This is a genomic window from Haloarcula argentinensis DSM 12282 (assembly GCA_000336895.1).
GTDB lineage: Archaea > Halobacteriota > Halobacteria > Halobacteriales > Haloarculaceae > Haloarcula > Haloarcula argentinensis.
The window spans coordinates 213,755-237,986 of the sequence record AOLX01000025.1; the positions used below are offsets into that span (position 1 = coordinate 213,755).

The following is a 24,232-nucleotide window of genomic DNA, read 5'->3' on the forward strand; positions in this document are numbered from 1 at the left end:
CAGCAGACGGGACGACTCTAGTCTTGTGGTTATCGGTCGACGGCGTACACGCTCTGCGTGTGACAATCGATGGCAAAAACGGCCCTCACAGCGATGTAACGCAAATACCGAGCTTACGCGACAGGCAGGTCCTGCTCGGCTTCCAGCAATTCGTGGTAGCGATTGCGGATAGTGACTTCGGAGATGTCGGCGACCTCAGACACGGCGGCCTGTGTCGTCTTCTCGTTGGTCAGTAGCGCCGCGGCGTACACCGCGGCGGCGGCGAGGCCGACTGGCGATTTTCCAGAGTGGACACCCTGCTCCTTGGCGTTCTGGAGGAGCTGACGGGCGCGGTGCTCGGCCTCGTCGGACAGTTCCAGCGAGGAGGCAAAGCGCGGGACGTAGCTCTCGGGGTCAGCAGGACGGACTTCGAGAGAGAGTTCCCGGACGACGTAGCGGTAGGTGCGGGCGATCTCGCTCTTTTCGACTCGGGAGACCTCCGTGATCTCGTCGAGCGAGCGCGGGACGCCGGCCTGACGCGCGGCGGCGTAGACGGAGGCCGTCGAGACACCCTCGATGGAGCGACCGGGGAGCAGGTCCTCGTCCAGTGCGCGCCGATAGATGACGCTGGCCGTCTCGCGGACGTTCTCCGGTAGTCCAAGGGCGGAGGCCATCCGGTCGATCTCGCCCAGCGCCTGCTTGAGGTTGCGCTCCTTGGAGTCCCGCGTTCTGAAGCGCTCGTTCCACTTGCGCAGGCGCTGCATCTTCTGGCGCTGTTTGCCCGACAGGGAGTTCCCGTAGGCATCCTTGTCGCGCCAGTCGATGTTGGTCGAGAGGCCCTTGTCGTGCATCATGTTCGTCGTCGGCGCGCCGACACGGGACTTCTCGTCTTTCTCGCTGGAGTCAAACGCGCGCCACTCGGGCCCGCGGTCGATTTCGTCGGACTCGACGACCAGCCCACAGTCTTCACAGACCGTTTCGCCGTGTTCGTCGTCGATAACGAGCGAGCCACTGCACTCCGGGCACGCTGTGCTTTCCGATTCCGTCGACTCCGTCGTCTGTTCTTCACGCTGCTGTCGTGTCCGTGTGTGTTCACTCATTGGTTGCGAAGGCGGGTGCTCACCGGGTGGGAGACATCACAGAACCCGGAGGCAGTCGGTAACACTGTATTCGAACGAAAGTCATTAAAACATTCCGGTATTGTCATGGAGACCACCGATACACGTCACGAAACCCACGTTTGTGCATTAGTCGCATGACCATTCATATAATAGCTGCCGAGTATTTTTGACTGATTTCCCACAACCCAGTTATAACCGTATACGATGGGTAGAGTCGCCACCTTCGCCTCCACGTCCTACTGAAACGTCTCGACGACGTCGGGCATACATCCCTCATCGGGCTCGTAGTAGGAATTGTGGTCGGCGACGGTTTCTGTGACATCATAATCGGTGTAGTTCTCGGGGGCGTCTCCAGGACTCTGCACACCCGTTTCACCGACCGCTTCCGCCCACTCGGCAGCACTGAATGCAGTCCCCAGCACCGCGTCGTCGTCCTTGTGGAAGTTGTCGAAGGACGTGGTGGCGTACTCGATGGATTCGCCGTATGTCTCGTCGACCTCAACGACGGATTCACCGATAGCGCCGCCCAGTAACGCCACCGACTTGACTGCATCTTCGCGTCCACGCTCGTGAAGCGACGCTACCGCTTCTACAGCCACCTTTGCGCCGAGCGAATGTCCGATTACCCGGACTGGAAGCCCACCGCTGTCGTTGTGGTCGACAACCCACTGTGCGAGCTTTGGACCGTTCTGTTTGGCGATGGCGACACCCTCGTACCAGCCGATGCCGTCGCCCTTGTCAGCATCCCAGGTGAATCCTACGTTGAACTGGTCGTATTCGTTCTCTTCAAGCCCGACCTGACAGGTGTAGGCGGCGTTTCTGGCATCCGTCTCCCCGAGACTCCAGCCGTGGACGAAGATAACGAGTTCCGTATCGTCGCTGGCCCGGCTAGAATCCCAGTTCCCGATTGTTTCGTACTCAGTCTCTGTGTATTCAGACTTCAGTGTACCATCGTCAGTGAACTGATCACGCGTCGAAACAAGCGGGAACTCCGCTGGAGCTGTGTACTCTCCGTCATCACCACCGAATTTGCCGCCCCGTACAGAACCACTCGCACCGAGTGCCGCTACTGATGCCACAGCACCGGTCGAAGCCTTGAGGAAACTGCGTCGCGTTTGCCTGTCCGGTTCGCTCGATTGTATGCTACGTTGAAACATAGCAGAACTGCATAGCTTTCCACATTATATAATATTGACTATTATATTAAACATTATTAGTAAGGTCGCCCTTATTTATAATATTCGTAAAGAAACACACCCTCTGGTGGCTGGTAGCTGGAAGAGCAGTCCCAGTAGAGTGCTGTTGGACTGTCCTAGTATTGCCAGCGCAATCCCAGTCGTGACGGAGTGTGGGGCGCGTCAGAACTGCGATCAGTCGTTCGTTTCCGGTTCGATAGCGTCTGTGGACTGAGACTCTTCGACCGCCGTCGTCAGCGAAACGTTGAGCCAAGCCATCGACGCGACGCCGCCGATGATGGTGACGACGTTCTTGACTGCGTGGTCGACGATAGCGACGCCAATGGCCGCGGCGACGCCGACCGGCGTCAGCGACGCAACGATGACGGTGAATGCCCCTTCGTAAAGACCGACCCCCCCGGGTGTCAGCGGCAGGACCTTTGCGAGGTTCCCGACGCTGACAGCAAAGAAGCCAACGGCCACCAGCGACGGCGTCAGGCTGTAGCCGAAGGCCGCGAAGACGATCAGGGCCGTTATGACATCGAACGTCCAGATGAGGAGGCTTCCGATGCCGACACGGGTGAAGGCCGACCCGTCGGCGGCCACTGTCTGCACGTCGCCGACGAACCCCTCGATGACGCCAGCGACGTAGTCGGCGTAGGAGTCGCTGCTCAGCCGGCCGATGACCGCCCGAACGAGGTTCCGGTCGCTCCGCGCACTGGCGACGATAGCCACCACCGCTCCGATAGCGGCGACGCCGACACCGCCGGCCACGGCCACGGCGGTCCGCCCGCTGCTGGCCGCGTCACCGCCGACAGTGTCGCCCGTCAGCGCCGTCAGCAACTGTTCGGCCGATCCCGTTACAGCCAGTCCGATCATGACGACGCCGGCAAGGAGCGTTATCGTCAGCAGGTCGAACACACGCTCGACGGCCAGCGACGCGAATCCCGAGGGGTACGGGATCGAACGGCGGGCCTTGATGACGTACGCCCGAACTGCGTCACCGGCTCGCGCCGGGAACACGAGGTTCCCGGTCTGGCTGATGAATATCGCGCCCGTCAGGAAGCCCCACCGCTCCCGGTACCCCATCGAGACGAGGATGTCGCGATAGCGGATACCACGGAGCGGCCACGAGACGGCATAGACAACAGCGCTCAGTGCGACGATCTCGGGGGCTGCGCCTGCCATCTCAGCGAGGACGCGGTCAGGGTCGAGATACTGCGTCATCAACAGGAGAGCAATGACGACGAGCATCGTGCCTGCGCCGAGCGACACCTCCCGCGTGATTCTGGGGCTGATCGATAGCTCCCAGAAGGTCCGGAGTATCTGGCTGCCCATGCCGAACACGTCCCGGACGATGTCTACCTTGGAGTCACCCTTCGGCGTCCAGTCGACGGGGAACTCCTTCACTCGGTAGCCGTTGCGCTGGGCCTTCACGAGCAGTTCCGTGTCCCAGAACCAGTGCTCGTCCTGCACGCGGGGCAACAGCGTCTCCAGTGCCCCCCGGTCGAAGGCCTTGAACCCGCACTGGTGATCCTTGAGATCCGAACGGAGGATCGTCCGGACGAGCGTGTTGTAGCCGAAGCTCGGAATCCCTCGCTTCGCAGGTCTGTTGGCTCGGTTTTCGGGCATCCATCGTGACCCGGTCGCCACGTCGTAGCCGTCGACGCGGATGGCGTTGACGAGTTCTTCGAGATGCGACATATCCGTCGCGAGATCCGTATCGAAATACACTAGCGTCTCGCCGTCGGCCTGGTCGAAGGCGAACTCTAACGCGCCGCCGCGGCCGAGGCGGTCATCACTATGGACGTGTCGGATCCGGTTGTCCTCGTTCGCGAGCCGTGTCGCGATTTCGGGTGTACGGTCCGAGCAGCCATCCTCTGCGACGATTACTTCATACGCGTCCTCGGGGAGAAACGAGGCGAGCGTCGCGAGCGTTGTCGACACTGTCCCCTCGATGGTGTCTGCTTCGTTGTAAGCGGGGAGAACGACGCTCACCTCGACCGCAGTCATACGCTCTTGGTCATCCCCGGAGTGAAAAGTACTTTCCGTTCGGTGTGCTTCCGGGACCGAATCAGCTGTTAGTCAGCGCCTTCCCCCGACTGGGTGGTCGCGAACCGCTCGATGGACGCAACGTCGATGTCCGCGACCGACTCGTAGGGTCTGTTTACCACCACGTCGCCGGCAGTGCTCCGGCCGATGCCGGGAATCGCGGTGAGTTCGTTCATCGACGCGCTGTTGAGATCAAGCGGGTAGGGAACGCCGGTGACTGACCGGTATCCGTGGTCGGTGACCGCAATGTCGACGACGCTGCCGAGTTCACGCTCGCCCGGAATGCCTACGAGCAGCGGGTACGTCCCCAGTTGGCGGCCGAAGGTCTTGCCGTCCTGGTGGTATTCCAGATGCACGTCGGGCAGAACCGTTCCCGGCGGCGCGACCCGCTGGAGCATCGGGTTGTCGATGGTCTCCCGGACCTCCTGTTTGTACTGCTTGAACAGTTGCTTGTGGTCCCTGGCGATCTCCGCGCCGGTGTCGGCCATGTCGGTCCCCTCGAAGGCCATCACCTGACGGATGTTCACCCGCCGGAGCATCAGCCCCTCGTCGTAGACCCGCTGGAGGAACCGCTTGTTGTGCTCGAAGGTCTCCCGCGTCTCGCCTTTCAGCCCGTGGACCAGATTGATTCCCGGGAGCAGTTTGGGGAGCCGCCGGGCGGCGTTGTCGCCAAAGTTGGGCGCAGTCCCCTTCTCTCCGCCAGGCCGCCAGCCAGCCACCTCGTTGACGATCTTTACCGCCTCGAAACACTGGTCGGCAGTGACGTTGAGATTGTTGTCGCTCATCACGTTCGGATCGGCCGACTCCAAGCCGAACGCGGCGGTGTCACCGGGCGTGTTATGCTCGGCGATGATGCGAATCCCCTCGCGGGCCTTTTCGGGCCACTTCACGACCGTAATGGGGTTCATGTTGTCGAGATGTAGCGTCTCAAGGTCTGGGGCGACCTCGCGGATGCCGCCGTAGAGCCGCCGCAGGGCGTCGGGATTCGGTGCTTCGCCGTCGCCGCCGTACGCGAGGATGTCGGCCTGCCGGCCAAGCCGGAAGTGCTTCACGCCGCGATCCGAGAGGGCGTCGACCTCGTCGACGACGCTCTCGGGCGGCCGGAAGTCCGGGTTGCCGTACATCGGCTCCGTGCAGAAGGAACACCGGTACGGGCAGCCCCGTGAGGTCTCCATCTCGCAGATGAGGTACTCCGGGTGGTTCGGGTGTTGTTCGACGACGAACGCGCCGGAACGAGCCCAGCGCGTCTCCTCCTCGATATCGCGATACCGGTCGTTGAATCCTTCCAGACCGGATTCCACGAGGTCGAACACTGCGGCCTCGACGTCTGCCATCGCCAGGAAGTCGAAATCGAGATCATCTCGGGCTGTCTCGCTCGCCCCCTCGTTGGCCTCGCCGACGCCAAAGCGGACGGGGCCGCCCATGATGGATGTCCCGTTGGCCGTCCAGGCCAGTTCGCGCACTTCGTCGGGTTCCGCCGGCGTCCCGCCAACGTACTTGCCGGGGACGGTCATGCCGCCGACGTACACCATGAGGTCGGCGGCCTCGACGTCTCGCCAGACGGCGTTGTCGTCCCGGAGTTCGTCGATAGTGTGATACGTAATCTGCTCGCGGGGGACGCCGGCATCGACGAGCGCGCCGGCAGCGTACCGCGGGTACGTCGAGATGTACGGCGGCACCCCGAAGTGTGCGGGCTCGTCGACGTAGCCGTCGACGATGGTCACGTCGAGCGTCTCGGGGTCAGTCATACCCCTCGCTTGACGTTCGATGCCTAAAACCGTGTCTGGTCAGCCGTGGCGACATAAACAGTCAGGTGTGGGCTCAAGAAAACGTAGTCAGAACCATGGCTACCCCCGGTTCAAAATCACTTTCTCCCAGCCCACGCCATGGCTTCATATGGAACGGGTCGAATTCACGGTCCGTGGCGAGGACGCGAGCACGCTGCCCAGAGCGTTCCATGACATCGACGAAGAGAACCGCGAGCTGTATGACGGCAACGGGTTTGTCGTCGCGGTCACGGAGAACCACTACCGCATGGAACTCACCGAAGTGCAGGCGACAACCGTGATGGAACTAATAAACGAGACAACCTGCAAGGTGACGATCATCGCGGGCGGCGGTGGATCCGGACTGACAGCCAATACGAGCGGTCGTGAATCCGAGGAAGCTCGAAAGATCAGGCAGCGGCTCGAAACGTTCTGTGAAGACCGTAATCTCACTGTCGAACGGGTGTAGGCCGGCAGCACTTCTGGAGGGTTGATCCGGTGACACCAATCGCCCAGAGGCAGCCGAACTCAGTCGTCGGCGACAGCGGACGACGCGACCGAATCAGCCTGTTTGGACCCGTCGTATCGGCCACCGAACAGGGTTGTCGCGAACAGGATCAGGGGCGAGAGGAACGCGAAGAAATAGTACGGGGCGTATGCAAGCGTTCCAACCCCGAAGACCGCAGACATGTAGACGGCACCGGCGTGCCACGGGAAGAGCGCGCCGGTCGGGGTTCCAGCGGATTCGATAGCCTGTGAGAGGTCGTCGCTGGACAGACCGTACTCGTCATAGAGGTTCCGGAGCGTGAGGCCGGGGACGACGATGCTCATGTACTGCTGTGCGGAAAAGGCGTTGACGAAGATGGCCGAAACGCCGGTTCCGACGACTAAGCTGCGCGGGCCGCGGACAGCGGTCGCGAGATGGTGTGCGAGCACGGCGAGGACGCCGGTCCGTTCGAGGAGCCCACCGAGACTGAGGGCCGCGACGACGACGGCAATTGTCCAGGCTGATCCTGAGACACCACCACTGGCCAGCAGGTCATTCACGAGCGCTGTCCCCGTCTCAGGGGCCGTCCCGTCGAGAAAGACGGTCCACGCGGCGGTGAACGACCGGCCCTGCACGAAGATGGTCGTGAAGGCCCCGGCAAAGACTCCGGCGACGAGCGTCGGGAGCGCGGGGATTCCGTACAGCGCCAGCCCGAAAGTGACAACGAGCGGGATGAGTACCAACGCTGAGAGTTCGTAGCTGCCAGCGAGTGCGCCCTGTATCTCGGCGACGCGCCCGGTCGGGATCTCACCGACAGCACGCAGTCCCAGCGCAGCGTAGAGCAATACTGAGAGGCCAAACGCCAGCACAGTCCCGTTACGCATCGCCCGGATGTGGTCGTAGAGGTCGGTGTTCGTCACGGCGGCGGCGAGGTTCGTCGTATCCGAGAGGGGTGACTGCTTGTCGCCCGCGTATGCACCCGAGAGGATGGCACCGGCAGTCATCGGTGTCGGCACACCGAGACCGGAGCCGATACCGATAAAGGCCACGCCGAGCGTGCCGGCCGTCGTCCAGGACGAGCCGATTGAAAAGGCAACGACCATCGCAAGCAGCGCTGTCGCCGGGAGGAACACGTTCGGCGTCAGTATCGAGAGCCCGTAGTACATCAGCCCGGGGATGGTCCCCGCGCTAACCCACGTCGCGATGAGCCCGTAGATGATGAACAGGATGAGAATGGCCTGCAGTCCCATCAGCAGACTGTCCGCGAGACCCTCGTAGAGGTCGTCCCACGAGTACCCCAGCCAGTATTTGCCGACTGCACCCGTCAGCACGATGCTCCAGAGCAGCGGCCCGTGTGGGGCCAGCTTCAGATATCCCGATCCGATGCCGAGGAAGAGCACGACACCGAGTACGGGGACCAGCGCCTGGAGTACGCCAGGCCGGCGCTCCGACGGGATGTCCTCGTACGTCAGCGGTTCGAGAGTGAGTGATGTCACGTCTATCCCGGTCTAATAACTTGTGTGTATTAAAACGAGCGATAATATCTCTGTAGCGCATATGGGACACTGTCACGTTCAAGGCTATCGTTACCAAACATCGATACAGCAGACGCAAAGCGCGGCTAACGCACACCTGACTGGCGGCCACGCTGGCTCTTATCAACGGCTCGAATGGGGAAACCAAGTATTTCGTAGCAGCGCAGTCGGTCGCATCACCGCTACTAATCTTCCGCCGAAAACGCTCGGACAGCAGCAGTCTCAGTCGTCAGCGCTAACGGTCCGGTCGTCGGCCTGTGCGTGCCAGAGATCGGCGTAGTCGCCGTCGGCTGCAAGCAGGTCGGTGTGGCTGCCGCGCTCGACGATTTCGCCGTCGTCCATCACGACGATGCGGTCCGCGTCCTGAATCGTGGAGAGGCGGTGCGCGATGACGAAGGCGGTACGGTCCGCGACCAGTTGTTCGATGCTCTCTTGAATGCGGTCCTCCGTCTCCGTGTCCACGTCGCTGGTCGCCTCGTCGAAGATGATGATTTCGGGGTCGTTCAGCAGGGCGCGAGCGATGGCGACACGCTGGCGCTGGCCGCCGGAGAGCTTGATGCCGCGCTCGCCGATCTGCGTGTCGTACCCATCTGGCAGGTCCTCGATAAACTCGTCGGCCTGTGCGGCTTCCGCCGCATCGCGGACGCGGTCGCGTGCGGTCTCCCACCCACTCTCCCGAGCCTCGTCGTCCGACTGCTCGGCGTCGAGGACGTCGCGGTCGCCGTAGGCGATGTTCTCGGCGACGGTTCCTGAGAACAGGTACGGCTGCTGTTCGACGATGGCGATCTCGCTCCTGAGGCTCTGGAGGGCGTACTCGCGTACGTCGACGCCGTCCACCCGAACTGCACCAGCGTCCACGTCGTGAAACCGTGGCACCAGTTTCAACAGCGTGGATTTGCCGGCTCCAGTCGCCCCAGCGAGGCCAATTGTTGCCCCGTCAGGCACGTCCAGCGACACGTCGCGGACGACCGGCGGTTCGTCGCCATAGCCGAAGGTCACGCTGTCGAACTCGACCGCCCCGTCGATGCTATCGGGTTCGTAGGGGTCCTCCGGGTCGGTGACTTCGGGTTCCTGACCCAGCAGGCCGAACACGCGCTCGGCGCTGGATTTGGCGAGCTGGTACTTGTTTGCGGACCGCCCGATTCGGCGCATTGGCGAGTACAGCCGGCGGATATACAGGAAAAACAGGGCAAACGCTCCGGTAGACAGCGCCGCTTCGCTCTCAGGATTCGTGATGAAGTCCATCCCGGCGACATACAGAATCAGGACGAACGCGATCCCAGTAAGCAGCCGTAGGCCGGCAAAAAAGGCCCGCCGGATGCGCAGGGCAGCCACTTTCTGGTCGTGATACTCTTGGCTCTGGTCGGTCACCCGTTTGCGCTCGAAGTCGTAGCGGTCGAACGCCTTGATAACTGGCGCGCCACTGAGGTTGTTCTCTAGCCGGGTGTTGAGCCGCGATACTGTCTGGCGGATGGAGCGATATTTCGGCTCAATCCAGGTGAGGAAGAAGCCACTGGCGATGCCGATGAGTGGGACGGGTCCGAGCGCGATGAGCGCCAGTTTTGGAGAGTACCGATAGAGGATGACCGCGATGCCACCGACAGTCGCGACCACCCGTATCATCTGGCGGAACTCCGTGTTCAGAAACGACTCCAGCCGGTTGATGTCGCTGTTGAGTATCGACATCATCCCGCCCGTCTGGTGGTTCGCAAAGAAGGACAGCGAGAGATGCTGGAGATGGTCGTAGGTGTCGTTCCGGAGGTCTCGCTGGATTTTCTGTGCGCTCGACTGGAGAAGATATCTGGAGGCAAAGCGCGTCGCCGAGCGGAGCAGGTAGGCGATGGCCGCAATGGCGACCAGCCGCTGGAGGAAGGCGATTCGGGCGGCTTCACCAGTGATTTCGCCCGGCGGCAACAGGCCGGTATCGGTCAACAACCCCGGTTTGCCGCTGCTAAGGACGACGCGGTCGATGGCTGCAGCGACGATTATCGGCGGCACGAGGCGGGCGAACCGGGTACAGAACGCCGCTATGATGCCGACGAGCAGCCGGAGCCAATAGGGCGTGGCGTAGCCGACGAGGTTGACCATCGGGTGGCCATCGACGTTCTCGCGGACGCCCTCGAAGCCGCCCTGGTCGTCAGGCATAGACGCTAGTTGGTCCGGAAACTGATATATGCCGGGCTTCGGCCCGAAGACGGTCCCCTCACTGCGTCGTCAAACGTAGATACAGCCTTCACTTTCGGGACCCGAGGTGAGCGGTCTTGCGCCGTCGGCCAGCCGGCTCGCGGAGACGACGGCGGCCAGCGAGTCCAGCGCGTCGTGGTTCCCGAGGTAGGTGTCGCGATGTTCACCAACGGTGACGCTACAGGCTTCGACCGCCGCGACGTTTGCCTCCCGGCGCTGTCGGGGGTCGTCGACGTTCTTGTACCCCTCGCGGTAACAGCCCAGCCAGCCGAACGTCGCGGCGGGGTACACCTCGACGACGAGCGTCTCGGCGTCCCAGCCTTGCATCGGTACGACGGCTGTTGCGTCGTCGTCTCGCAGTTTCCCGAGCACATCCCGGACGCCGTAGAAGGTCATACTGCGTGTCCGGTTCGTGTAGGGACACAGCGCGCCGCGTCGGAAGTCCGTCTCCCGGCGCAGATCACGGCTGCCAGTCGTCATCTCGGCGGTGTGCCGGCACGCCTCGGAGAGCGACCCCGGGTCGGTCGGGCCGCTGCCACTTGCAAGCCAGTCGACGAAGCCGTCCCAGGTCCCCCCACACTGCGCGTCAAGGAGCGCCTGTGGCAGACTGAACGGGAAATCCAGCCCGACAGTACCCACATCGTCGTCGGTAATGCGGTCGAGGAGGCCGGCATGGGCCGCTTCACGGTCACGCCCCCACTCGTCCGTCCCGCGGTAGCACTGTTGAATCTCCAGCCCGTCGTCCGTCGGTATCGCCTCGGTGACCCAGAGCGCGTCGCCAGCGGTCGCTGCGCCGCTGAAATCCACCCCGAGGACGCGTTCACTCATACACCCGAGTACGCCGGTGCCGGTATCAATGTTGGGACTGGCAGGAACGGAATGCCCCCTTCCCCGTCCGTAAGGGGTTTGTCCCCGACGGACCAACGAAATAGTATGCCAGCCACCATGGAGGTCGTCTGCACGGACGACAGCTGCGAACTCGACATGTTCGAGATGCACTACACGTACGATATGCCGGACGATGTCGAACTCGCGGCGTTCTCCTGCCCGTACTGTGGCGGGACGGACTGCCTCGACGAAGTGGAACTATGATGCGGGACATCGGCTCCTCGATCAGCGACGCGATATTCGAGAACATCGGCCGGGCAGCCGGCCGGGTTCAGGAGAACAAGCCGCTGGCCTCGGACCTGCTGGAATCGGACGACTCCTACCTCGTCGTCTTCGACGCCCCCGGCACGACGGCGTCTGACATCCAGGTCCGGTACGTCGACGACCGTGTTGAGGTCCGCATCGACCGCTTCCGTGACTTCTACGAGGGCTTCGAGATGCGCTATCCCGGCCGCGGGCTCGCGCTCGACGGGAGCGTCACCCTGCCGAGCGACGCCGCTGTCGACCCAGAGACGGCCCAGGCCACGCTCAAGAGCAACGGCACGCTCCACGTTCGCATCCCGAAAGCCGACACGGACCATGATGAGGGCGAGGCAACGGATGTCGGCGTTGAAACCGACGACAGCGAGACCGACGAGGAGACCGAAGCGGCTGCGGAGGGCGAAACGGCCGACGTCGAAGACGTGACCGAATCAGGCGACGAGGGCGAAGACGACAACGCCTGACCGCCCTGTCTACTATTTCTTACAGCGTATTCACTCGTCCCAATCACGCGTTGGGTCGTCCAGCGCGGCGAATTCCTCCGAGCCGTCGAAGCGTGTCGGGTCGACGCGGTCGGGCAGGTGTTCCGAGAGCGGGTTCGGGCGATCGAGAACGGCCGCGGCGAGATAGTTCCCCAGCGCCGGCGCTCGCATGAGTCCGTGGCCCTGCCAGCCAGTCGCCACCCAGAGCCCGTCGGCGACCTGCCCGGCCAGCGGTGCGCCGTCGGGCGTCGCCGTACACAGGCCGGCCCAGGCTCTGTCACAGGCCGGCGTTAGCGCCGACGTTTGCTCGACGCGGTCGAGGCTCCGAGTGACGAACTCGGCGTCCGCGTCGGGGTTCCAGTCCGTCGGGTCGACCTCGTGTGCGCCGTCACCGACAAGTAGTGCGTTGCCCTTCGGCCGCCAGTAGAACTCCCGCGTCGCGTCGTAGAACGAGGGGAGGGGGGCGTCGACCGGGTCAGTTACGAGCGCCTGCGCTCGGTAGGCTTTCAGTGCGAGCGAGACGCCGACATCGGCGACGAGCGGCTTCGTTTGCGGGCCGGCCGCGACGACCACCGCGTCGAACGCTCGGGCTTCGTCCGCTGTTTCGACGGTTGCCGGCGAATCGAGCGAGACCGGGGTGCCCGTCTCGATGGTTGCACCCGCTTCGCGGGCCTGCTTTGCCAGTGTCGCCACCACCTTGTCCGGGTCGAGTACGCCGGCGTCGCGGGCGAGACCGGCCACCTTGATGCCGCTGGTATCGAGTGCGGGGTAGCGGTCACCGAGTTCCGCTGGTGTGAGTGCCTCGACTGCGACGCCGTTTTCCTGCATTTGCGTGATCTGCTCGCGGACGGCCGTGGCGTCGCTCTCGTCGCGCGCGACCCAGACGTAGGGCTGGGGCTCGAACAGGTCCATATCACGGTAGCGGGCGAGCGCGTCCGCGGCCACGGCGGCGTCCACGTCGTCAGCGAACGCGTCGTAGCAGAGGCCGGCCGCCCGGCCGCTCGCGCCGCTCCCGAGGGTGTCGCGTTCGAAGACCGTCACAGACGCGTTGTGGCGAGCCAGCGCCACCGCGGTCGACAGGCCGACGGCCCCGCCGCCGACGACGGCAACCGTCATTTACGAGAGGAACGGGCCGAGTCCACGCGCCGGGTAGCCGACAACCGTGTCGACACCGATGTCGTGGAGTCGCTCGGTTCGTTCGGCGACTGTCTCGACGGAGCCGACGAGCGCGTAGTCGCGGATCGCCTGTTTGAGTACGTCTCTGGCCCGGCCCGTCGCTCGGCTGTCCGTCGGTGCGCCCTCGGGCAGCGCGTTCCGAACCGGGCCGCGTCGGGCCGCGTAGTCGCCGACGGCGTCGAGCATCGCGTCTTCGCTGTCCGAGAGTACCAGCGGGGCGTAAACGGCAATCGAACCGTCGAAGCCGGCGGTCCGGAGTGTCCGAACGTCGCGGACGGTCGTCCGCGAGAGGAGTTCGTACTGCGTCCCGCCGACCGCCAGTGCAAGGCGTTCGATGCCTTCGGTGCCGACCCAGGGGTCGCTGGTATCGTCGACGGCCGCCCGTAACCGCGGTGCGACGGCTCGTTCGGCCTCGTCCGCTGAGAGATACGCGCTGTGGCCGGCGACCAGTACGTGTCCCGCACCTGCCGGCAGCGCGTCGAACCCGCTGTCGTCGCCCAGCGGATCGAAACCGTCGGCCCGAACTGGTGCGGTAACACGCACGTCAGTGGTCGACGCCAGCTGTTCGATGGTGTCCGGCTCCGGAACGTGGGCCGCTCCCTCGTAATCGATTGCGAGCGTCTCAATGTCGAGGGCCGTCGCTCGCGACACGTCTACTTCCGTCGGCTTGAGTGCCACCGCGTCAATGCCGGCGGCCGCCAGTGTCGCACCGGTAAGCGTGGTCATCCAGTACGCCACCAATGCCTCGGGGTTGGAAAATCCTGTCGCTCTCGGCCCCGCTCCAGCCGGCTCTGTGTTACTCAGCTTCGTCGCGCACGCTCGGCGGCAAATCGTCGTCGGGCTCCATGTACCGGTCCGGTTCGGGCGGCACCCGCCAGTCGGTCGCGAGTTCGAGCAACTGGACGAGCATCCGCGCCGTCGCACCCCAGACAGTGTAGCCGTCGACGTAAAAGAAGTGGAGCCGAATCTCGCCGTAGTGGGGGTGGTCGCGGTGCTCTGACTCGTAGTTGTCCAGATCAGTCAGCTCCGACACCGGGAGGGTGACTATTTCCGCAACTTCCTCGTCCGAGGGTAGGTAGTCGCGGTCTGGAATCCGCCCGACGAATGGACGCACGGAATAGCGCGTGATGGTCCGGATATCGTCCAAGCGACCGACGACATTGACCGCCAGCGGGTCGAGCCCGATCTCTTCGTTTGCTTCCCGAAGTGCAGTCCGAAGCAAATCATCATCTTCAGGTTCGCGGCCGCCGCCGGGGAACGACATTTGCCCGGGGTGGTCCGACAGGTGGTCGGCACGTTTCGTGAACAGTATCGCCTCGCCCGCAGGCCGCGTGACGACCGGAGCGATGACAGCCGCCTCCTGTGGCTCATCGTCCACGACGACTGGCTCGTGGGCCGCGACCCGGTCAAACTGCATAGCATACTGTAGGTGACCGACCGTCTTAATTCGGGCGGCTCACTCCTTCGAACTAGCCGATTTAATGGTGCAGAATACGGAATGCCGCCCCTCCCCCATTGAAAACTCGAATCGAAGCCCGTCTGATAAAAACGAACGCTGGTCGCGCTCTGACGTTATCACCTGTCGATCACACGTCGTCGAGTCGATCCCGGAGACCGTCCATCTCGATGCTCTCCCAGGCTTCGATGTCGTAGCTCACGTCAAGCAGTGTCTCGACGCGGTCCTCGTCGCCGTGCTTGACTGCCATCACCGCGTCCTCTCGGAAGCGGGCCTTGACGGCCTCGATAACGGCGTCACGCGCGAGGTCGCGGGCCGGCACGTCCATGATGTGTGGGAGGTCGGCCGCGCCGTCTGGCAGGGCCGGGAACGCGACCGGGCCGACAACCAGCAGCGTCTCGTCGGTGTCGGCGGCGTGGTCGTCGACGGCAACGAGATGGTACGAGTCGATAGCGCTGTCGATGGCCGCCGCGACCGCGTCCGGGTCGGCGTCGATGCCCTGCTTGAAGGCGAGTTCGCCGCAGGCGTCGAGGAGCTCCGCTCTGGTGAGCGAGCCGAAGAGGTCGACGACGCCAGCCAGCTCGTCCGGTTGCAGGTCCATACAGGTGACGCGGCACCGAGCGGCTTCAGCCTTTAGGCTCGGGCGGCGCTCGGCAGCCGGCCGTTGCGGTGCAGCGACACCATTGCGACGAGGACGACAAGTAACGCGATTCCCATGCCGCGAAGCAGCGTCGGAAACGTGACGCCGGCGTCGAGCAGCCGTCCGACGATCGCGCTTCCGGGAGCCTGCATCACCATCATGCCCGCGCCGTAGGTGGCGTAGGCGCTCGCGCGGTGGCGGTCCGGGAGCGAGCCGAGCAGGTACGCGTCCACCGCCGGGAAGATACTGTGGATGACGTAGCCGACGACGACGCTGAACGCGGACAGCGACCAGAACCCAGTCAGCGACGGCAACACCAGCACACAGCCGGTAAACGCCGCAAGCATCGTCAGGAGGTACGGAATCGACGGCAGCCGATCGGCCAGACGGCCGCTAACGTAGAAGGCCGGCACCCCGGCGCCGAACGCGAGCAACAGGAGCGTCCGTCCCCGTTCGGGCGTGAGGCCGACGCTCGTGGCGTAGGTGACGTAGAAATTGAACAGTCCGTTCCAGACCAGTCCCGCGACGCCGATGGTAGCGACGCTGGTGACGATGATGTGCCACTGGGCACGCGCCGCACCGAGGAGGTCGCGGTCGTCGCTCCCGGCGTCAGGGAGTCGAGAGCGTCTCGCGACGATAGTGAAAGCGACGGTTACCAGTCCCGCGGCGACGGCGATCCCCTGTAGCGCGGTTCGCCACGTGCCAACGACAAGGACGAACGATATCAGCGCCGGCGCGCCGACAGCGGCGAGCTGGGCGGCGACGCCGTGTTGCCCGAGCGCGCGGCCGGGTCGGTCCGGAAACAGCTCGCTGACCAGCGTGTTCGCCGCGGTCAGGTAGACACCGCTTGCAAGCCCCATGCTAAATGCGCCGACGAGCAACAGCGTCGGGTCGAACGCGAGCGCGGTGAACGTCGTCCCGAGAGTCAACACGACACCGGAGCCGAAGATGACCTTCGCCCGCGATATCCGGGTCAGCAGGACGCCGGTGGGCAGCCGCGGGAGGGCACTCCCGGCCCAGGCCATCGTCGCGAGCAGTCCGAGTGTCGCATCAGAGGCGCCCGTCGTCGCCCGAATCGGCTCAATAAGCGGTGCAAAGACGACTCTGCCGAGGTTGATGCAGAACACCATCCCAAGCAGCGAGCCAAAGATGCGGCGACGTGACACGACCGGCGATAGATCGGAAAACCTGAACAACGTTCCGGAACGCCGCCACGGGGTTTTTACACGCGGGTAGCACACTGGCAGGTATGGACTCAGTGAGGAAGGCCCTCCGAGCCGGCGATGTCGAGAAGGACAACTACGGACGGCTCTCCTGTACCAGTTGTGACGAGCCACTTGCGACGGAGAACGACCCGGACGAGGTCGGGAAAGTGCGTGTCTGCCCCGAGTGCGACGGCAAGTGGAAGGAACTCAGCTAGCTATTCGAAGACGGCGTCGAACGCATCAGCACCGAGCGGTTCGTATCGGCCCGCATCGACGTTTTCCTGGGCGTGTTCGACCGACCCCGTGCCGACCAGCGAGCAGGTCACGCCCGGCGCACTGCGCGCGAAATTAATGGCGCGCTGTGCGCTCGTTTCGCCCGAGAGCTTCGCCGCTACGTCATCCGGGACTTCCGCGGCTAGCTGTCCTTGCATGATGGATGCGCTGGTGAACACGTCTAGCCCGGCCTCGTGAGCGAACCACAGCGCCGACTGTGGCCCCTCCGCGCCGTCGTGAGACTCGACAGTGAACGCGTCAGCCATCGCGACGTTGAACGGCAACTGAATCGCGCGGAGATGCGTCGCCGCGTTCCCAACCGTCTCCGCGGCGGCGCGTGCACGCTCAACGATTTCCGGAAGTGAGAGGTAGCTGTCGTGGTCGGCGGCCACGCGGAACGCCTCCCACGTCGCAACGCCGTAGTGCTTGATATCGCCGGCCGCCGCCCGCTCCTCCAACTGTTCGAAAGTCGCCTCTAGCTGGTCGTACACCGCCTCAGGCGAGTTCGTTTTCAGTTGCGTCTCCGGATTGTGGACGTAGTAGAGGTCGATGGTATCCAGCCCGAGATTCGTCAGCGACCGGTCGACCTGATCGTCGATGTAGTCGGGCGCAATGCAGTGCTGGCCGGCAACGAGGTCGTCGCGGTCGACGAGGCCGGTGTCGAGGTACTCCGACCGGACGAACGCGCCGGGATCAGCCGGTCGGTCCCCGTCGAACGGGACAAACCCGCCTTTCGTCGCAACTGCGATTGCTTCACGGTCCACGTCGGCGTCTGCGACGGCGTCGCCGACGACGCGCTCGGAGCGCTGATGGCGGTAGTTTATCGCCGTATCGACGACGTTGATGCCGGATTCGAGCGCCGTGACGATGGCGTCGTGATAGCTTGCGTCCCGCTCGTCGGTCGGGTCGCCCAGATACGTGCCGATGCCGATACTGGAGACGACGCCGTCGCCGAATCGACGGTAGAACGTGCGCGCGAACTCGTCGTGGTCGTCCCGGTATGCCCAGGTCGCCTCCCGTGTGGCCATACCGGCCGTTAGTCGGGCAGTGACAAAAGGACAGAGATTCACTGGAATCGACGAGGGCGTTCCAGTCGCTCGCTACAGCTCGCCACTCATGGCGTCGAACACCCGCTCACGGAAGTCCTCCCGGGAGACGCCGTTGCTGGGGCCGAGGCCGGCCATGTGTTCGACCGGGACCTTGCCACCGCCCATTCGCGCGTGGCCGCCACCCTCTGCCATCGGGATGTCGTCGACGACGGCCTCTATCGCCCGCCCGATGTGGACGCGGTCGTCCCGCGAGCGCCCGGCGATACGCATGGTGCCCTCCTTCTCGCCCACGACGACGACCGCGGAGACACCCTCTAACGTCTCAAGTTCGTCTGCTGCCTGTGGAATCGCGTCCGTGTTCGACACCTCGCCCACATCGCTGAACGCGTAGGGCGCTCGCACCTCTCGTTTCCCGATAGCCCGGGATTTCACGTCGAGCACTTCCGCGTCGACCTGGGGGTTCGCGATCCGGTTGAGCAGGTCGCTATCCATCCCATCGTAGAGGTACGCGGCAGCCGCGAAGTCCTCGGACTTACACCCGTTCGTCAGCGACCGGGTGTCCGACTGGATACCGTACATCAGCCCCGTTGCCAGTGCACAGGGAACGGTTTCTGCCGGTGCCGCGTCGATATCGATACCCCCGTTCCCCTGTGTGTCGCTGAACTCGAATTCTAACTGATTGAAGTAACTCGCGAAGATGGTCGCACAGGCCCCGTAATCGGACCGGATGTCGGTGAACTCATCCCCGCTGCCGTTGCCGGGATGGTGGTCGATGACGGCGACTGGCTCGACCTCCTCGGCACCGGGGAAGCCGCGTGCCGTGTTGTGGTCGACGAGGACGACCGCCTCGCCGTCGATGTCTTCGACAGTTTCGATATGGTCGAAATCCAGATCCAGCACTGTTTGGAAGGCCCGGTTTTCCGGGCGGCGTATCTCTCCGGGGTACAGCAGCGACGCCGACGTATCGGTGCCGGCGACGAGTTGGTTGACGGCCAGGGCAGAGGCCATCGCGTCCGGGTCCGGGTTTGGGTGCATCAACACCGCGATCCGGTCGTAGCCGGTCAGCGTCCGACGCAGTCGCTCGCCGGGCGTTCGGCTGAGATACCGACGCAGCCAGACGCCAGCACCGAGAAGGACGAGGAGGGCCACAGCGACACCAGCGATCAACAAGGGATTCTCGCTAGCGAACGCCGCGGCGGCGTCGATCTGGAGTCCGCCGGCGGCAACGCGTGTCATACCACGCAGTTCGCCAGCCTATCAGTAATAAAGTTCGCCCCTTATACAGCTAATTTTGCCGGTATTCTCGGACGGCGTCGCGGTACCCCTCCCGGAACGTCGGGTACTCGAATGTATACCCGAGTTCCTGGAGCCGCCCGTTCGAGCATCGCTTGCTCGTCTGAATACGGCGCTTTGCGGTCTCTGAGAGGCTATCGTCGGCGAGTCGTTCATCGGTGGTCTGTTTCGGCGGGAACGGGACCTCACACTGTTCGGCCAGCCAGTCGGCAAAGGCCCACTTCTCGACGGGTTCATCGTCGACGACCAGCACGACTCCGTCACGGTGGTCCTCGGTCAGCAGATGACGCACGGCCCCGGCCGCGTCGGCCCGGTGGACCATGTTCAGGTAGCCGGCCGTCACCGGCCCCTCCAGATACCGCTCCAGTCGGTAGCGGTCCGGGCCGTACAGGCCGGCAAAGCGAGCAACTGCACCGTGGCCGCCGTGTTCTGTGGGACGCTCGCGGGCGACCCGCTCCGCTTCGGCCAGCACTTCTGTCTTCTCTGTCTGAGGGTCCAGCGGCGTCTCCTCGTCGACCCACGCGCCGTCGTGGTCGCCGTACACGCCGGTGCTGGAGGTGTACACTAGCCGCTCGGGCGGGTCCGCCCGTGACCAGAAGTGGTCGATAGCTGTCCGGAGCCCCTCGACGTACACCTCGCGGGCGGCCTCGGCTCCTCGCCCGCCGGAGCTCGCTGCAAAAACGAGCCAGTCAGCGTCCGGCACCGCCGACAGCGACTCGGGGTCGGTTACGTCGGCTTGGACCGCCTCGAAGCCGGCGTCCTCGATAGCCGCGATGCCACTGTCGGAGCGGCGAACGCCCACGACCTCGTGGTCGTCGTGCAACTGCCGCCCGAGTTCGAGGCCGACGTAGCCACAGCCCAGAATGGCGACGCGCTCCGTCACCGCTTTTCCCCCTCGATGTAGCTGTGCAGGAGGGCGTACTCGGCCAGCGTCACTGGATATCTGCCCTCGATTTTCTGCTGGATTTCCTTTGGCTCCAGTTCGTCGTCGATGCCAGAGGCCAGCGATTCTACGTCCATCACAGCCGTCGTCATCCCCATCAGGAGGATGTCCTGCGCTTCGGCCTGCAGTGCGTCAGCGTCCGGTCGGTTCGGTCCGGTCGCCAGTACGGCGACCGCCTCGTCGAGCGTCCGGTCAGCGATATCGCCGTCGGCGAACGCTGTCACCGTCGCTTGGTCGAGACCGGTCTCGGCGACGATCTCCTCGACGCCGACGGTCTCAACTGTCTCGGTCAGCACGGTGCCGTAGGCCGCCAGTAACTCCTCGTGGGACTGCTCGCCCGCATCCGGAAACTCGCCTCGAAGCATGGGCATCGGTATGGCCCCGGGGTATTTTACTTCGGTTATGCGGTCCGAGGTCAGGAGCCTGCGTCCGGCCACCCACTGGATTCCTCCACGGCATTACCGCCCTTATCACCGACTCCGCGCGGTTTGGGTGGCACGACGACGACAACGCCAGTATCGGCCCGGAACGAGATGCGGTCAGCGGTACCCAATTGCTCGCCTGTTCCATCGTCGTCAACGTCGAGCGTAACATTGTGTCCGTCACGCGCATAGGTGGTCTGTGCGCCGGGCTCGCTCGGCGGCCCGTGACTCGCAGAGACGGCGAACCGTGCGTACTCGCCCTCGACGGTCACCCACCAGATGTTCGCTGTCGCGTACCAGGGAGTAGCCGGTGGTGCCAGCGGGAGGCCTGCCGGGAGCCTGTCCGTCCCGAGCCGCTTCGTCGCGACCTGTTGGGCCTTCTGTTCGCCGGCACTTGCTAGGGCGCTGCTCAGTTCGTCTTTCGCAACGGACCGCACCGCCGAGGCCGTCCCGTTCGTCGAACCCAGCGCCGGTCTGGTTGCCGGTGTATCGACCGAAAGCAGTTGCAGGCGGAGGCGGTCACGTTCGACCCGCGTGAGGTTCAGTCGGGCACCGGCGACACGGGCGACCCGTTCCTGAGCGGAGCCGTTGGTCAGGGCCAACGCCCGGGCCGCCGATGTTTCCCACGGCGACATCGCTTCAGTGACAATGGCCTTGCTCTCGTCCTGTTCAGCCTCGGTGTGCTGGGAGACTGCCAGCCAGAGAGTCGTCGTCATCTCCCTGTTGGCCGCCTCGACCTCCCGCTGGAGTGCATCGCGTTCTGAAGCGAGCGTGGTGTTCGACTCCGCTTCGAGGGTCTCGTTCGCGGCCGCGAGTGTGTTCGCTGCCGTTGCGAGGCGTACCCTGTCGGCACTCTCGAACGTACCGCCAACGACGGCGTCAGCGGCGTCGCCATAGGGGACTGTGAACACGTTCGCGTTCCGCGCCACCAGCGGATGCTCGCTCCCATCCAGCGCGCGATACCGACTCTCGTTTAGCTCGGCCAGCGTCAGATACGGCGTCTGCGCATCGACCCGTGTTCTGACGGGGCCGGCCGGACCGACCGGCACCGGACGCGAGCGCGGAACGGGCGTCTCCCGCGCCGTTAACCCTTTGCGGAGGGCGCGCAACGACCCGTCGGTATGTTCCGATAGCTGTGTATCGACTCGCTCTCGGTTGCTGTCACGCGCTGTGGCCTGCCTATTCAACTCCGCAGACACCGCATTCAAATAAGTCAGCCGGGCCGCGACGCGTGCCTTCTGTGCCGCGCTATCGTAGGTGTCCGGCACGGCCGCAAGGGTTGCACGGCGTTTCGCGACCCGTTCTCGGAGTTCCTGCGGGGGATTCGTTTCGAAGGTCCCGACGCGTCCGCGCTCGACGGTGACGGTCGTGTTGCGGACTGACGCCCGTAGACTCATCAGGTCCCGATACACCCAGTCGTGCAGTTCTGGCGGTCGGTCGGCCGTCACCGTCGCCTCCGTCCGGCTGAGGCTATCGTCGACGACTCGCTCAGCGGTCTCGTCTCGCCCCCCGGCGTGGCCGACGAGCGTGTCCATCGCTTTCGGTTCCACATCGGCGAGGTTCGACCCGTTCAGCGGACTCGGGCTGGCGTCGTGCGCGGTCCGAATCGAGCGGTTCGGTGCCGGTGAACGACCGTGATGGCGGCCGACGACGGCGACGGTCACGCGATAGCGCGCGGTGCTTGACGCCGTCGTGCGCCGACGCACCGACCCGTTCTGCCAGACGGCAGTCCGCGTGTACTGGCGCTCGACAGTCCGGCTGAACGTCTCCAAGGTATGCCAGCCGTCCGGCGTTACGACGCGACCGCTGGCGTTCCCAACTGCCTCCGTAGCGGTGGTCGTCCGGTCGGCGACCAGTGTCCACCCGGTGCCCGGCGTCGGCGGCGTCCCCGGCGGCCCCCCGCCAAGCTGATGCCTGTCGGTTTCCAGCGCTATCTCGACCGTGTATGCGGCTTCGAGCGTCTCGTTGAGCGCTGATGGCTCGGTGACTGACCGGAACGCGGTGTCGGCTGTCTCGTTGACGCCCACGGTCATCGAATCGGACGGACTCGGACCGGCCGTGGACTTCGGACGCGGCGGCGTTTCACTGACCGGCTTGTACTGGGCCTGGTCGAGTACCTCCGTTGAGTACGCTGTCCCCTGGCTCCCCCGAATCAGGTCCTCGATTCCCGTCATCGCTGTCGCCTCGGTCAGCGCACGGCGGCCGGCTGGGTCGCTCCGCCCGAAGGTCGACCGCTGGACGCCGAGCAATGCACCGTTCGTCGCCAGCGAGACGTGCCGGTTCGCGACGACATTTTCGATGCCAGCGCCGCCGTATTGTGCGTAGCCTCTCGCCCACGCTATCGGGTACAGCCGGGCTGTCATCCGCCGGCTCAGCCCCGGATTGTCCAGACCGTTGTTCAGACGCGTCTGGTAGGTCGACACTTGATCGTGGAGCATGAGCGCCTGTGTCGGGACAACGACAGTCGGCGAAACGCGCCGGGTCGAGACCACCGCTCCGTTGCGCCGGACCGTCAGAGTGACATTCTCGACTGTGGCCCGCATCGCGGTTTTGTTCGGCCCAGCGCGCTCGACCGAGACGCGGTGTTTCGCCGCCCGGAGGTCGCTTACGTTAGAAACCGCTGGCAGGCTGGCGGTCACAGTCACGTCACCGCTTCGGCCGGAGACGCGCTCCAGCCGGTCGGCGATCCGGAGATAGGCACGGATTCTGAGTGAATCCCGGAACGCCGTCGAGTCGTTCAGGACCCGGCCAGTCGCTGTGTCGGCCGGCGTGACGACCGGATTCGCCGCTGCCTGCTGGCCAGCCGTCGAGACGCCGTCCCGCACGGCGATCTGTGTCTCCGCCGTGGCCTGATTCAGCGCCCGTTCGACCGCCGTCTCGCTCGGAGCCGGTTTGGTGACGAACGTCGGGGCTAGCGTGAGACTGCTCACCAGCAGGAGAACGCCGAGCAACGCGAAGGGGACTCGGCCACGGGTGTCGTCCCTCACGGCGACCACGTCCTGACAATGACGCGGACGCGGCTCGCCCGAACGGCGCGGGCGGCGTCCGCTGGCGAGTCGTACCGCGACCGCATATCGGTTCGAAGCCGCGCTGCGAGCGCTTCGGTCAGGTCGCGGTTCATCTCGACCGTCGACTGTCGTTCGACAGCAACGCTCGTTCCGGTCAGATCAGCCATGCGCTCGTATCGCGTCGCCAGCAGCACGTCTGCGGGGTAGTCGCCACGGAGGGCGTACCGCGACTGCGTCGGCGGGAACAGCCCGTCGACGATGCTCCGAGCCACGACCGTCGCCACGCCGTCGTAGCCGTTTGTCCCCGCCGCTTCGCGGGCCGGCTCCGAGACGTTCTCCATCCCGCTCGGGACAGTTACCGTCGCCGCTCGAACGTCTACAGTATTCGGCGGCCGGTCGCCGACGCGGTACTCACCGCGGACTGGCGCACCGCGATACGGGGCCCAGGTGACACGGACGGCCGTTCGATGCCCCTGGCTGTGGAGTCTATCACGCGTCGCCGCCGCGACTCGTGACTCAAAGTCCGTGCCGGCGCTCGATACCCGGTCACCGTCAATGGTGACGCCGCTCATCGCCGCCTCACCGAGTAGTTCTGCGACGGTCCCGTGACTCGTCCGCTGCCGCCGCGTAGCGTGGTCGGGTGGCCTGCGGTGCTCTGACGGTGGGACGAGCAAATCGTACTCGACGCTCGCGGTACTCGTCGCCAGCGTCGACGCTTGGTCAGCCGCAGGGTTTGTGGTCGCCGCCGGTTTCTCGACACCAACGCCGCTCACGAGAGTCCCCGCAGCAGCACCGACGAGCAGGAGGAACACCGTCACGTCAGCGACGGCACTCATC

At 64.5% G+C, this 24,232-nt stretch carries 22 protein-coding genes; 4 read left to right on the plus strand and 18 right to left on the minus strand.

The window, feature by feature from the left end:
• Positions 1–113: 113 nt before the first annotated feature.
• The 4 genes from C443_RS16350 to C443_RS16365 form a co-directional block, all read right to left on the minus strand.
• Complete coding sequence (locus tag C443_RS16350) at positions 114–1,079, minus strand: transcription initiation factor IIB (protein ID WP_004591241.1); 966 nt, start codon at positions 1,077–1,079, stop codon at positions 114–116.
• Positions 1,080–1,336: 257 nt separating this feature from the next.
• Positions 1,337–2,179: a DUF726 domain-containing protein gene (locus C443_RS16355; protein ID WP_005537748.1), complete on the minus strand. Its 843-nt coding sequence runs from the start codon at positions 2,177–2,179 to the stop codon at positions 1,337–1,339.
• A gap of 291 nt (positions 2,180–2,470) precedes the next feature.
• A complete protein-coding gene (locus C443_RS16360) occupies positions 2,471–4,288 on the minus strand; it encodes a flippase-like domain-containing protein (protein ID WP_005537749.1) in 1,818 nt (605 codons plus the stop codon).
• Positions 4,289–4,356: 68 nt separating this feature from the next.
• The gene (locus tag C443_RS16365) at positions 4,357–6,075 is read right to left on the minus strand and encodes a radical SAM protein (RefSeq protein ID WP_005537750.1); all 1,719 of its coding nucleotides are present in this window, start codon (positions 6,073–6,075) and stop codon (positions 4,357–4,359) included.
• Between the two features lie 148 nt (positions 6,076–6,223).
• On the opposite strand from C443_RS16365, the gene C443_RS16370 reads away from it, so the two are divergent.
• A complete protein-coding gene (locus tag C443_RS16370; RefSeq protein ID WP_005537751.1) occupies positions 6,224–6,562 on the plus strand; it encodes a hypothetical protein in 339 nt (112 codons plus the stop codon).
• Positions 6,563–6,621: 59 nt separating this feature from the next.
• On the opposite strand, the gene arcD is transcribed toward C443_RS16370, so the two are convergent.
• The 3 genes from arcD to C443_RS16385 form a co-directional block, all read right to left on the minus strand.
• Positions 6,622–8,076: an arginine/ornithine antiporter ArcD gene (arcD, locus tag C443_RS16375; protein ID WP_005537752.1), complete on the minus strand. Its 1,455-nt coding sequence runs from the start codon at positions 8,074–8,076 to the stop codon at positions 6,622–6,624.
• A 261-nt stretch (positions 8,077–8,337) separates the two neighbouring features.
• Positions 8,338–10,260, minus strand: a complete 1,923-nt coding sequence (locus tag C443_RS16380) for an ABC transporter ATP-binding protein (RefSeq protein WP_005537753.1) — start codon at positions 10,258–10,260, stop codon at positions 8,338–8,340.
• A gap of 69 nt (positions 10,261–10,329) precedes the next feature.
• Entirely contained in the window at positions 10,330–11,127 is a 798-nt protein-coding gene (locus tag C443_RS16385) for a DUF429 domain-containing protein (protein ID WP_005537754.1), read from the minus strand.
• Between the two features lie 105 nt (positions 11,128–11,232).
• On the opposite strand from C443_RS16385, the gene C443_RS21815 reads away from it, so the two are divergent.
• Positions 11,233–11,391 (plus strand): DUF7559 family protein, encoded by a 159-nt coding sequence (locus C443_RS21815; protein ID WP_004517194.1) that lies wholly within the window; start codon positions 11,233–11,235, stop codon positions 11,389–11,391.
• Positions 11,388–11,912, plus strand: a complete 525-nt coding sequence (locus C443_RS16390) for an Hsp20/alpha crystallin family protein (RefSeq protein ID WP_005537757.1) — start codon at positions 11,388–11,390, stop codon at positions 11,910–11,912. Before C443_RS21815 ends, C443_RS16390 begins: the two co-directional genes overlap by 4 nt.
• A 30-nt stretch (positions 11,913–11,942) precedes the next feature.
• Here the strand turns inward: C443_RS16390 and C443_RS16395 are convergent, their stop codons facing one another.
• The 5 genes from C443_RS16395 to C443_RS16415 all read right to left on the minus strand — a co-directional run bounded on the left by C443_RS16395 (position 11,943) and on the right by C443_RS16415 (position 16,332).
• The gene (locus C443_RS16395; RefSeq protein WP_005537759.1) at positions 11,943–13,046 is read right to left on the minus strand and encodes an NAD(P)/FAD-dependent oxidoreductase; all 1,104 of its coding nucleotides are present in this window, start codon (positions 13,044–13,046) and stop codon (positions 11,943–11,945) included.
• Positions 13,047–13,832, minus strand: a complete 786-nt coding sequence (locus C443_RS16400) for a DUF7388 family protein (RefSeq protein ID WP_005537760.1) — start codon at positions 13,830–13,832, stop codon at positions 13,047–13,049. It lies immediately after the preceding gene.
• Between the two features lie 70 nt (positions 13,833–13,902).
• Positions 13,903–14,523: an NUDIX hydrolase gene (locus C443_RS16405; RefSeq protein ID WP_005537762.1), complete on the minus strand. Its 621-nt coding sequence runs from the start codon at positions 14,521–14,523 to the stop codon at positions 13,903–13,905.
• A 169-nt stretch (positions 14,524–14,692) separates the two neighbouring features.
• A complete protein-coding gene (locus tag C443_RS16410; protein ID WP_005537764.1) occupies positions 14,693–15,163 on the minus strand; it encodes a DUF7109 family protein in 471 nt (156 codons plus the stop codon).
• A 32-nt stretch (positions 15,164–15,195) separates the two neighbouring features.
• The gene (locus C443_RS16415) at positions 15,196–16,332 is read right to left on the minus strand and encodes an MFS transporter (RefSeq protein WP_005537766.1); all 1,137 of its coding nucleotides are present in this window, start codon (positions 16,330–16,332) and stop codon (positions 15,196–15,198) included.
• Positions 16,333–16,451: 119 nt separating this feature from the next.
• On the opposite strand from C443_RS16415, the gene C443_RS21820 reads away from it, so the two are divergent.
• On the plus strand, positions 16,452–16,622 hold the full coding sequence (locus C443_RS21820; RefSeq protein WP_004517187.1) for an HVO_0758 family zinc finger protein: 171 nt from the start codon (positions 16,452–16,454) through the stop codon (positions 16,620–16,622).
• Here C443_RS21820 and C443_RS16420 read toward each other — a convergent pair whose 3' ends face one another.
• The 6 genes from C443_RS16420 to C443_RS16445 form a co-directional block, all read right to left on the minus strand.
• On the minus strand, positions 16,623–17,708 hold the full coding sequence (locus tag C443_RS16420) for an aldo/keto reductase (RefSeq protein ID WP_005537769.1): 1,086 nt from the start codon (positions 17,706–17,708) through the stop codon (positions 16,623–16,625).
• A gap of 72 nt (positions 17,709–17,780) precedes the next feature.
• Positions 17,781–18,965 carry a DHH family phosphoesterase gene (locus tag C443_RS16425; RefSeq protein ID WP_005537771.1) on the minus strand — a complete coding sequence of 395 codons (1,185 nt, stop codon included), beginning with the start codon at positions 18,963–18,965 and terminating at the stop codon, positions 17,781–17,783.
• Positions 18,966–19,014: 49 nt separating this feature from the next.
• Positions 19,015–19,905, minus strand: coding sequence for an SDR family oxidoreductase (locus C443_RS16430; RefSeq protein ID WP_005537773.1), 891 nt, complete (start codon positions 19,903–19,905; stop codon positions 19,015–19,017).
• Positions 19,902–20,330 (minus strand): DUF5791 family protein, encoded by a 429-nt coding sequence (locus tag C443_RS16435; RefSeq protein WP_005537775.1) that lies wholly within the window; start codon positions 20,328–20,330, stop codon positions 19,902–19,904. The genes C443_RS16430 and C443_RS16435 overlap by 4 nt, the downstream gene beginning before the upstream one ends.
• Before the next feature lie 50 nt (positions 20,331–20,380).
• A complete protein-coding gene (locus tag C443_RS16440) occupies positions 20,381–23,383 on the minus strand; it encodes a DUF7286 family protein (protein WP_005537776.1) in 3,003 nt (1,000 codons plus the stop codon).
• Positions 23,371–24,231: a DUF7284 family protein gene (locus tag C443_RS16445; RefSeq protein ID WP_049944106.1), complete on the minus strand. Its 861-nt coding sequence runs from the start codon at positions 24,229–24,231 to the stop codon at positions 23,371–23,373. Before C443_RS16445 ends, C443_RS16440 begins: the two co-directional genes overlap by 13 nt.
• Position 24,232: the final 1 nt, after the last annotated feature.

Bases quoted from the DNA above. Each gene is read 5' to 3' on its own strand.
- C443_RS16370 (WP_005537751.1), top strand. From the start codon at position 6,224: ATGGAACGGGTCGAATTCACGGTCCGTGGCGAGGACGCGAGCACGCTG.
- C443_RS16380 (WP_005537753.1), bottom strand. From the start codon at position 10,260: ATGCCTGACGACCAGGGCGGCTTCGAGGGCGTCCGCGAGAACGTCGAT.
- C443_RS16385 (WP_005537754.1), bottom strand. From the start codon at position 11,127: ATGAGTGAACGCGTCCTCGGGGTGGATTTCAGCGGCGCAGCGACCGCT.
- C443_RS16445 (WP_049944106.1), bottom strand. From the start codon at position 24,231: ATGAGTGCCGTCGCTGACGTGACGGTGTTCCTCCTGCTCGTCGGTGCT.
- C443_RS16400 (WP_005537760.1), bottom strand. From the start codon at position 13,832: ATGACCACGCTTACCGGTGCGACACTGGCGGCCGCCGGCATTGACGCG.
- C443_RS16435 (WP_005537775.1), bottom strand. From the start codon at position 20,330: ATGCTTCGAGGCGAGTTTCCGGATGCGGGCGAGCAGTCCCACGAGGAG.
- C443_RS16420 (WP_005537769.1), bottom strand. From the start codon at position 17,708: ATGGCCACACGGGAGGCGACCTGGGCATACCGGGACGACCACGACGAG.
- C443_RS16390 (WP_005537757.1), top strand. From the start codon at position 11,388: ATGATGCGGGACATCGGCTCCTCGATCAGCGACGCGATATTCGAGAAC.
- C443_RS16425 (WP_005537771.1), bottom strand. From the start codon at position 18,965: ATGACACGCGTTGCCGCCGGCGGACTCCAGATCGACGCCGCCGCGGCG.
- C443_RS16365 (WP_005537750.1), bottom strand. From the start codon at position 6,075: ATGACTGACCCCGAGACGCTCGACGTGACCATCGTCGACGGCTACGTC.
- C443_RS16395 (WP_005537759.1), bottom strand. From the start codon at position 13,046: ATGACGGTTGCCGTCGTCGGCGGCGGGGCCGTCGGCCTGTCGACCGCG.
- C443_RS16410 (WP_005537764.1), bottom strand. From the start codon at position 15,163: ATGGACCTGCAACCGGACGAGCTGGCTGGCGTCGTCGACCTCTTCGGC.
- C443_RS16360 (WP_005537749.1), bottom strand. From the start codon at position 4,288: ATGACTGCGGTCGAGGTGAGCGTCGTTCTCCCCGCTTACAACGAAGCA.
- C443_RS16405 (WP_005537762.1), bottom strand. From the start codon at position 14,523: ATGCAGTTTGACCGGGTCGCGGCCCACGAGCCAGTCGTCGTGGACGAT.
- C443_RS21815 (WP_004517194.1), top strand. From the start codon at position 11,233: ATGCCAGCCACCATGGAGGTCGTCTGCACGGACGACAGCTGCGAACTC.
- C443_RS16350 (WP_004591241.1), bottom strand. From the start codon at position 1,079: ATGAGTGAACACACACGGACACGACAGCAGCGTGAAGAACAGACGACG.
- C443_RS21820 (WP_004517187.1), top strand. From the start codon at position 16,452: ATGGACTCAGTGAGGAAGGCCCTCCGAGCCGGCGATGTCGAGAAGGAC.
- C443_RS16415 (WP_005537766.1), bottom strand. From the start codon at position 16,332: ATGGTGTTCTGCATCAACCTCGGCAGAGTCGTCTTTGCACCGCTTATT.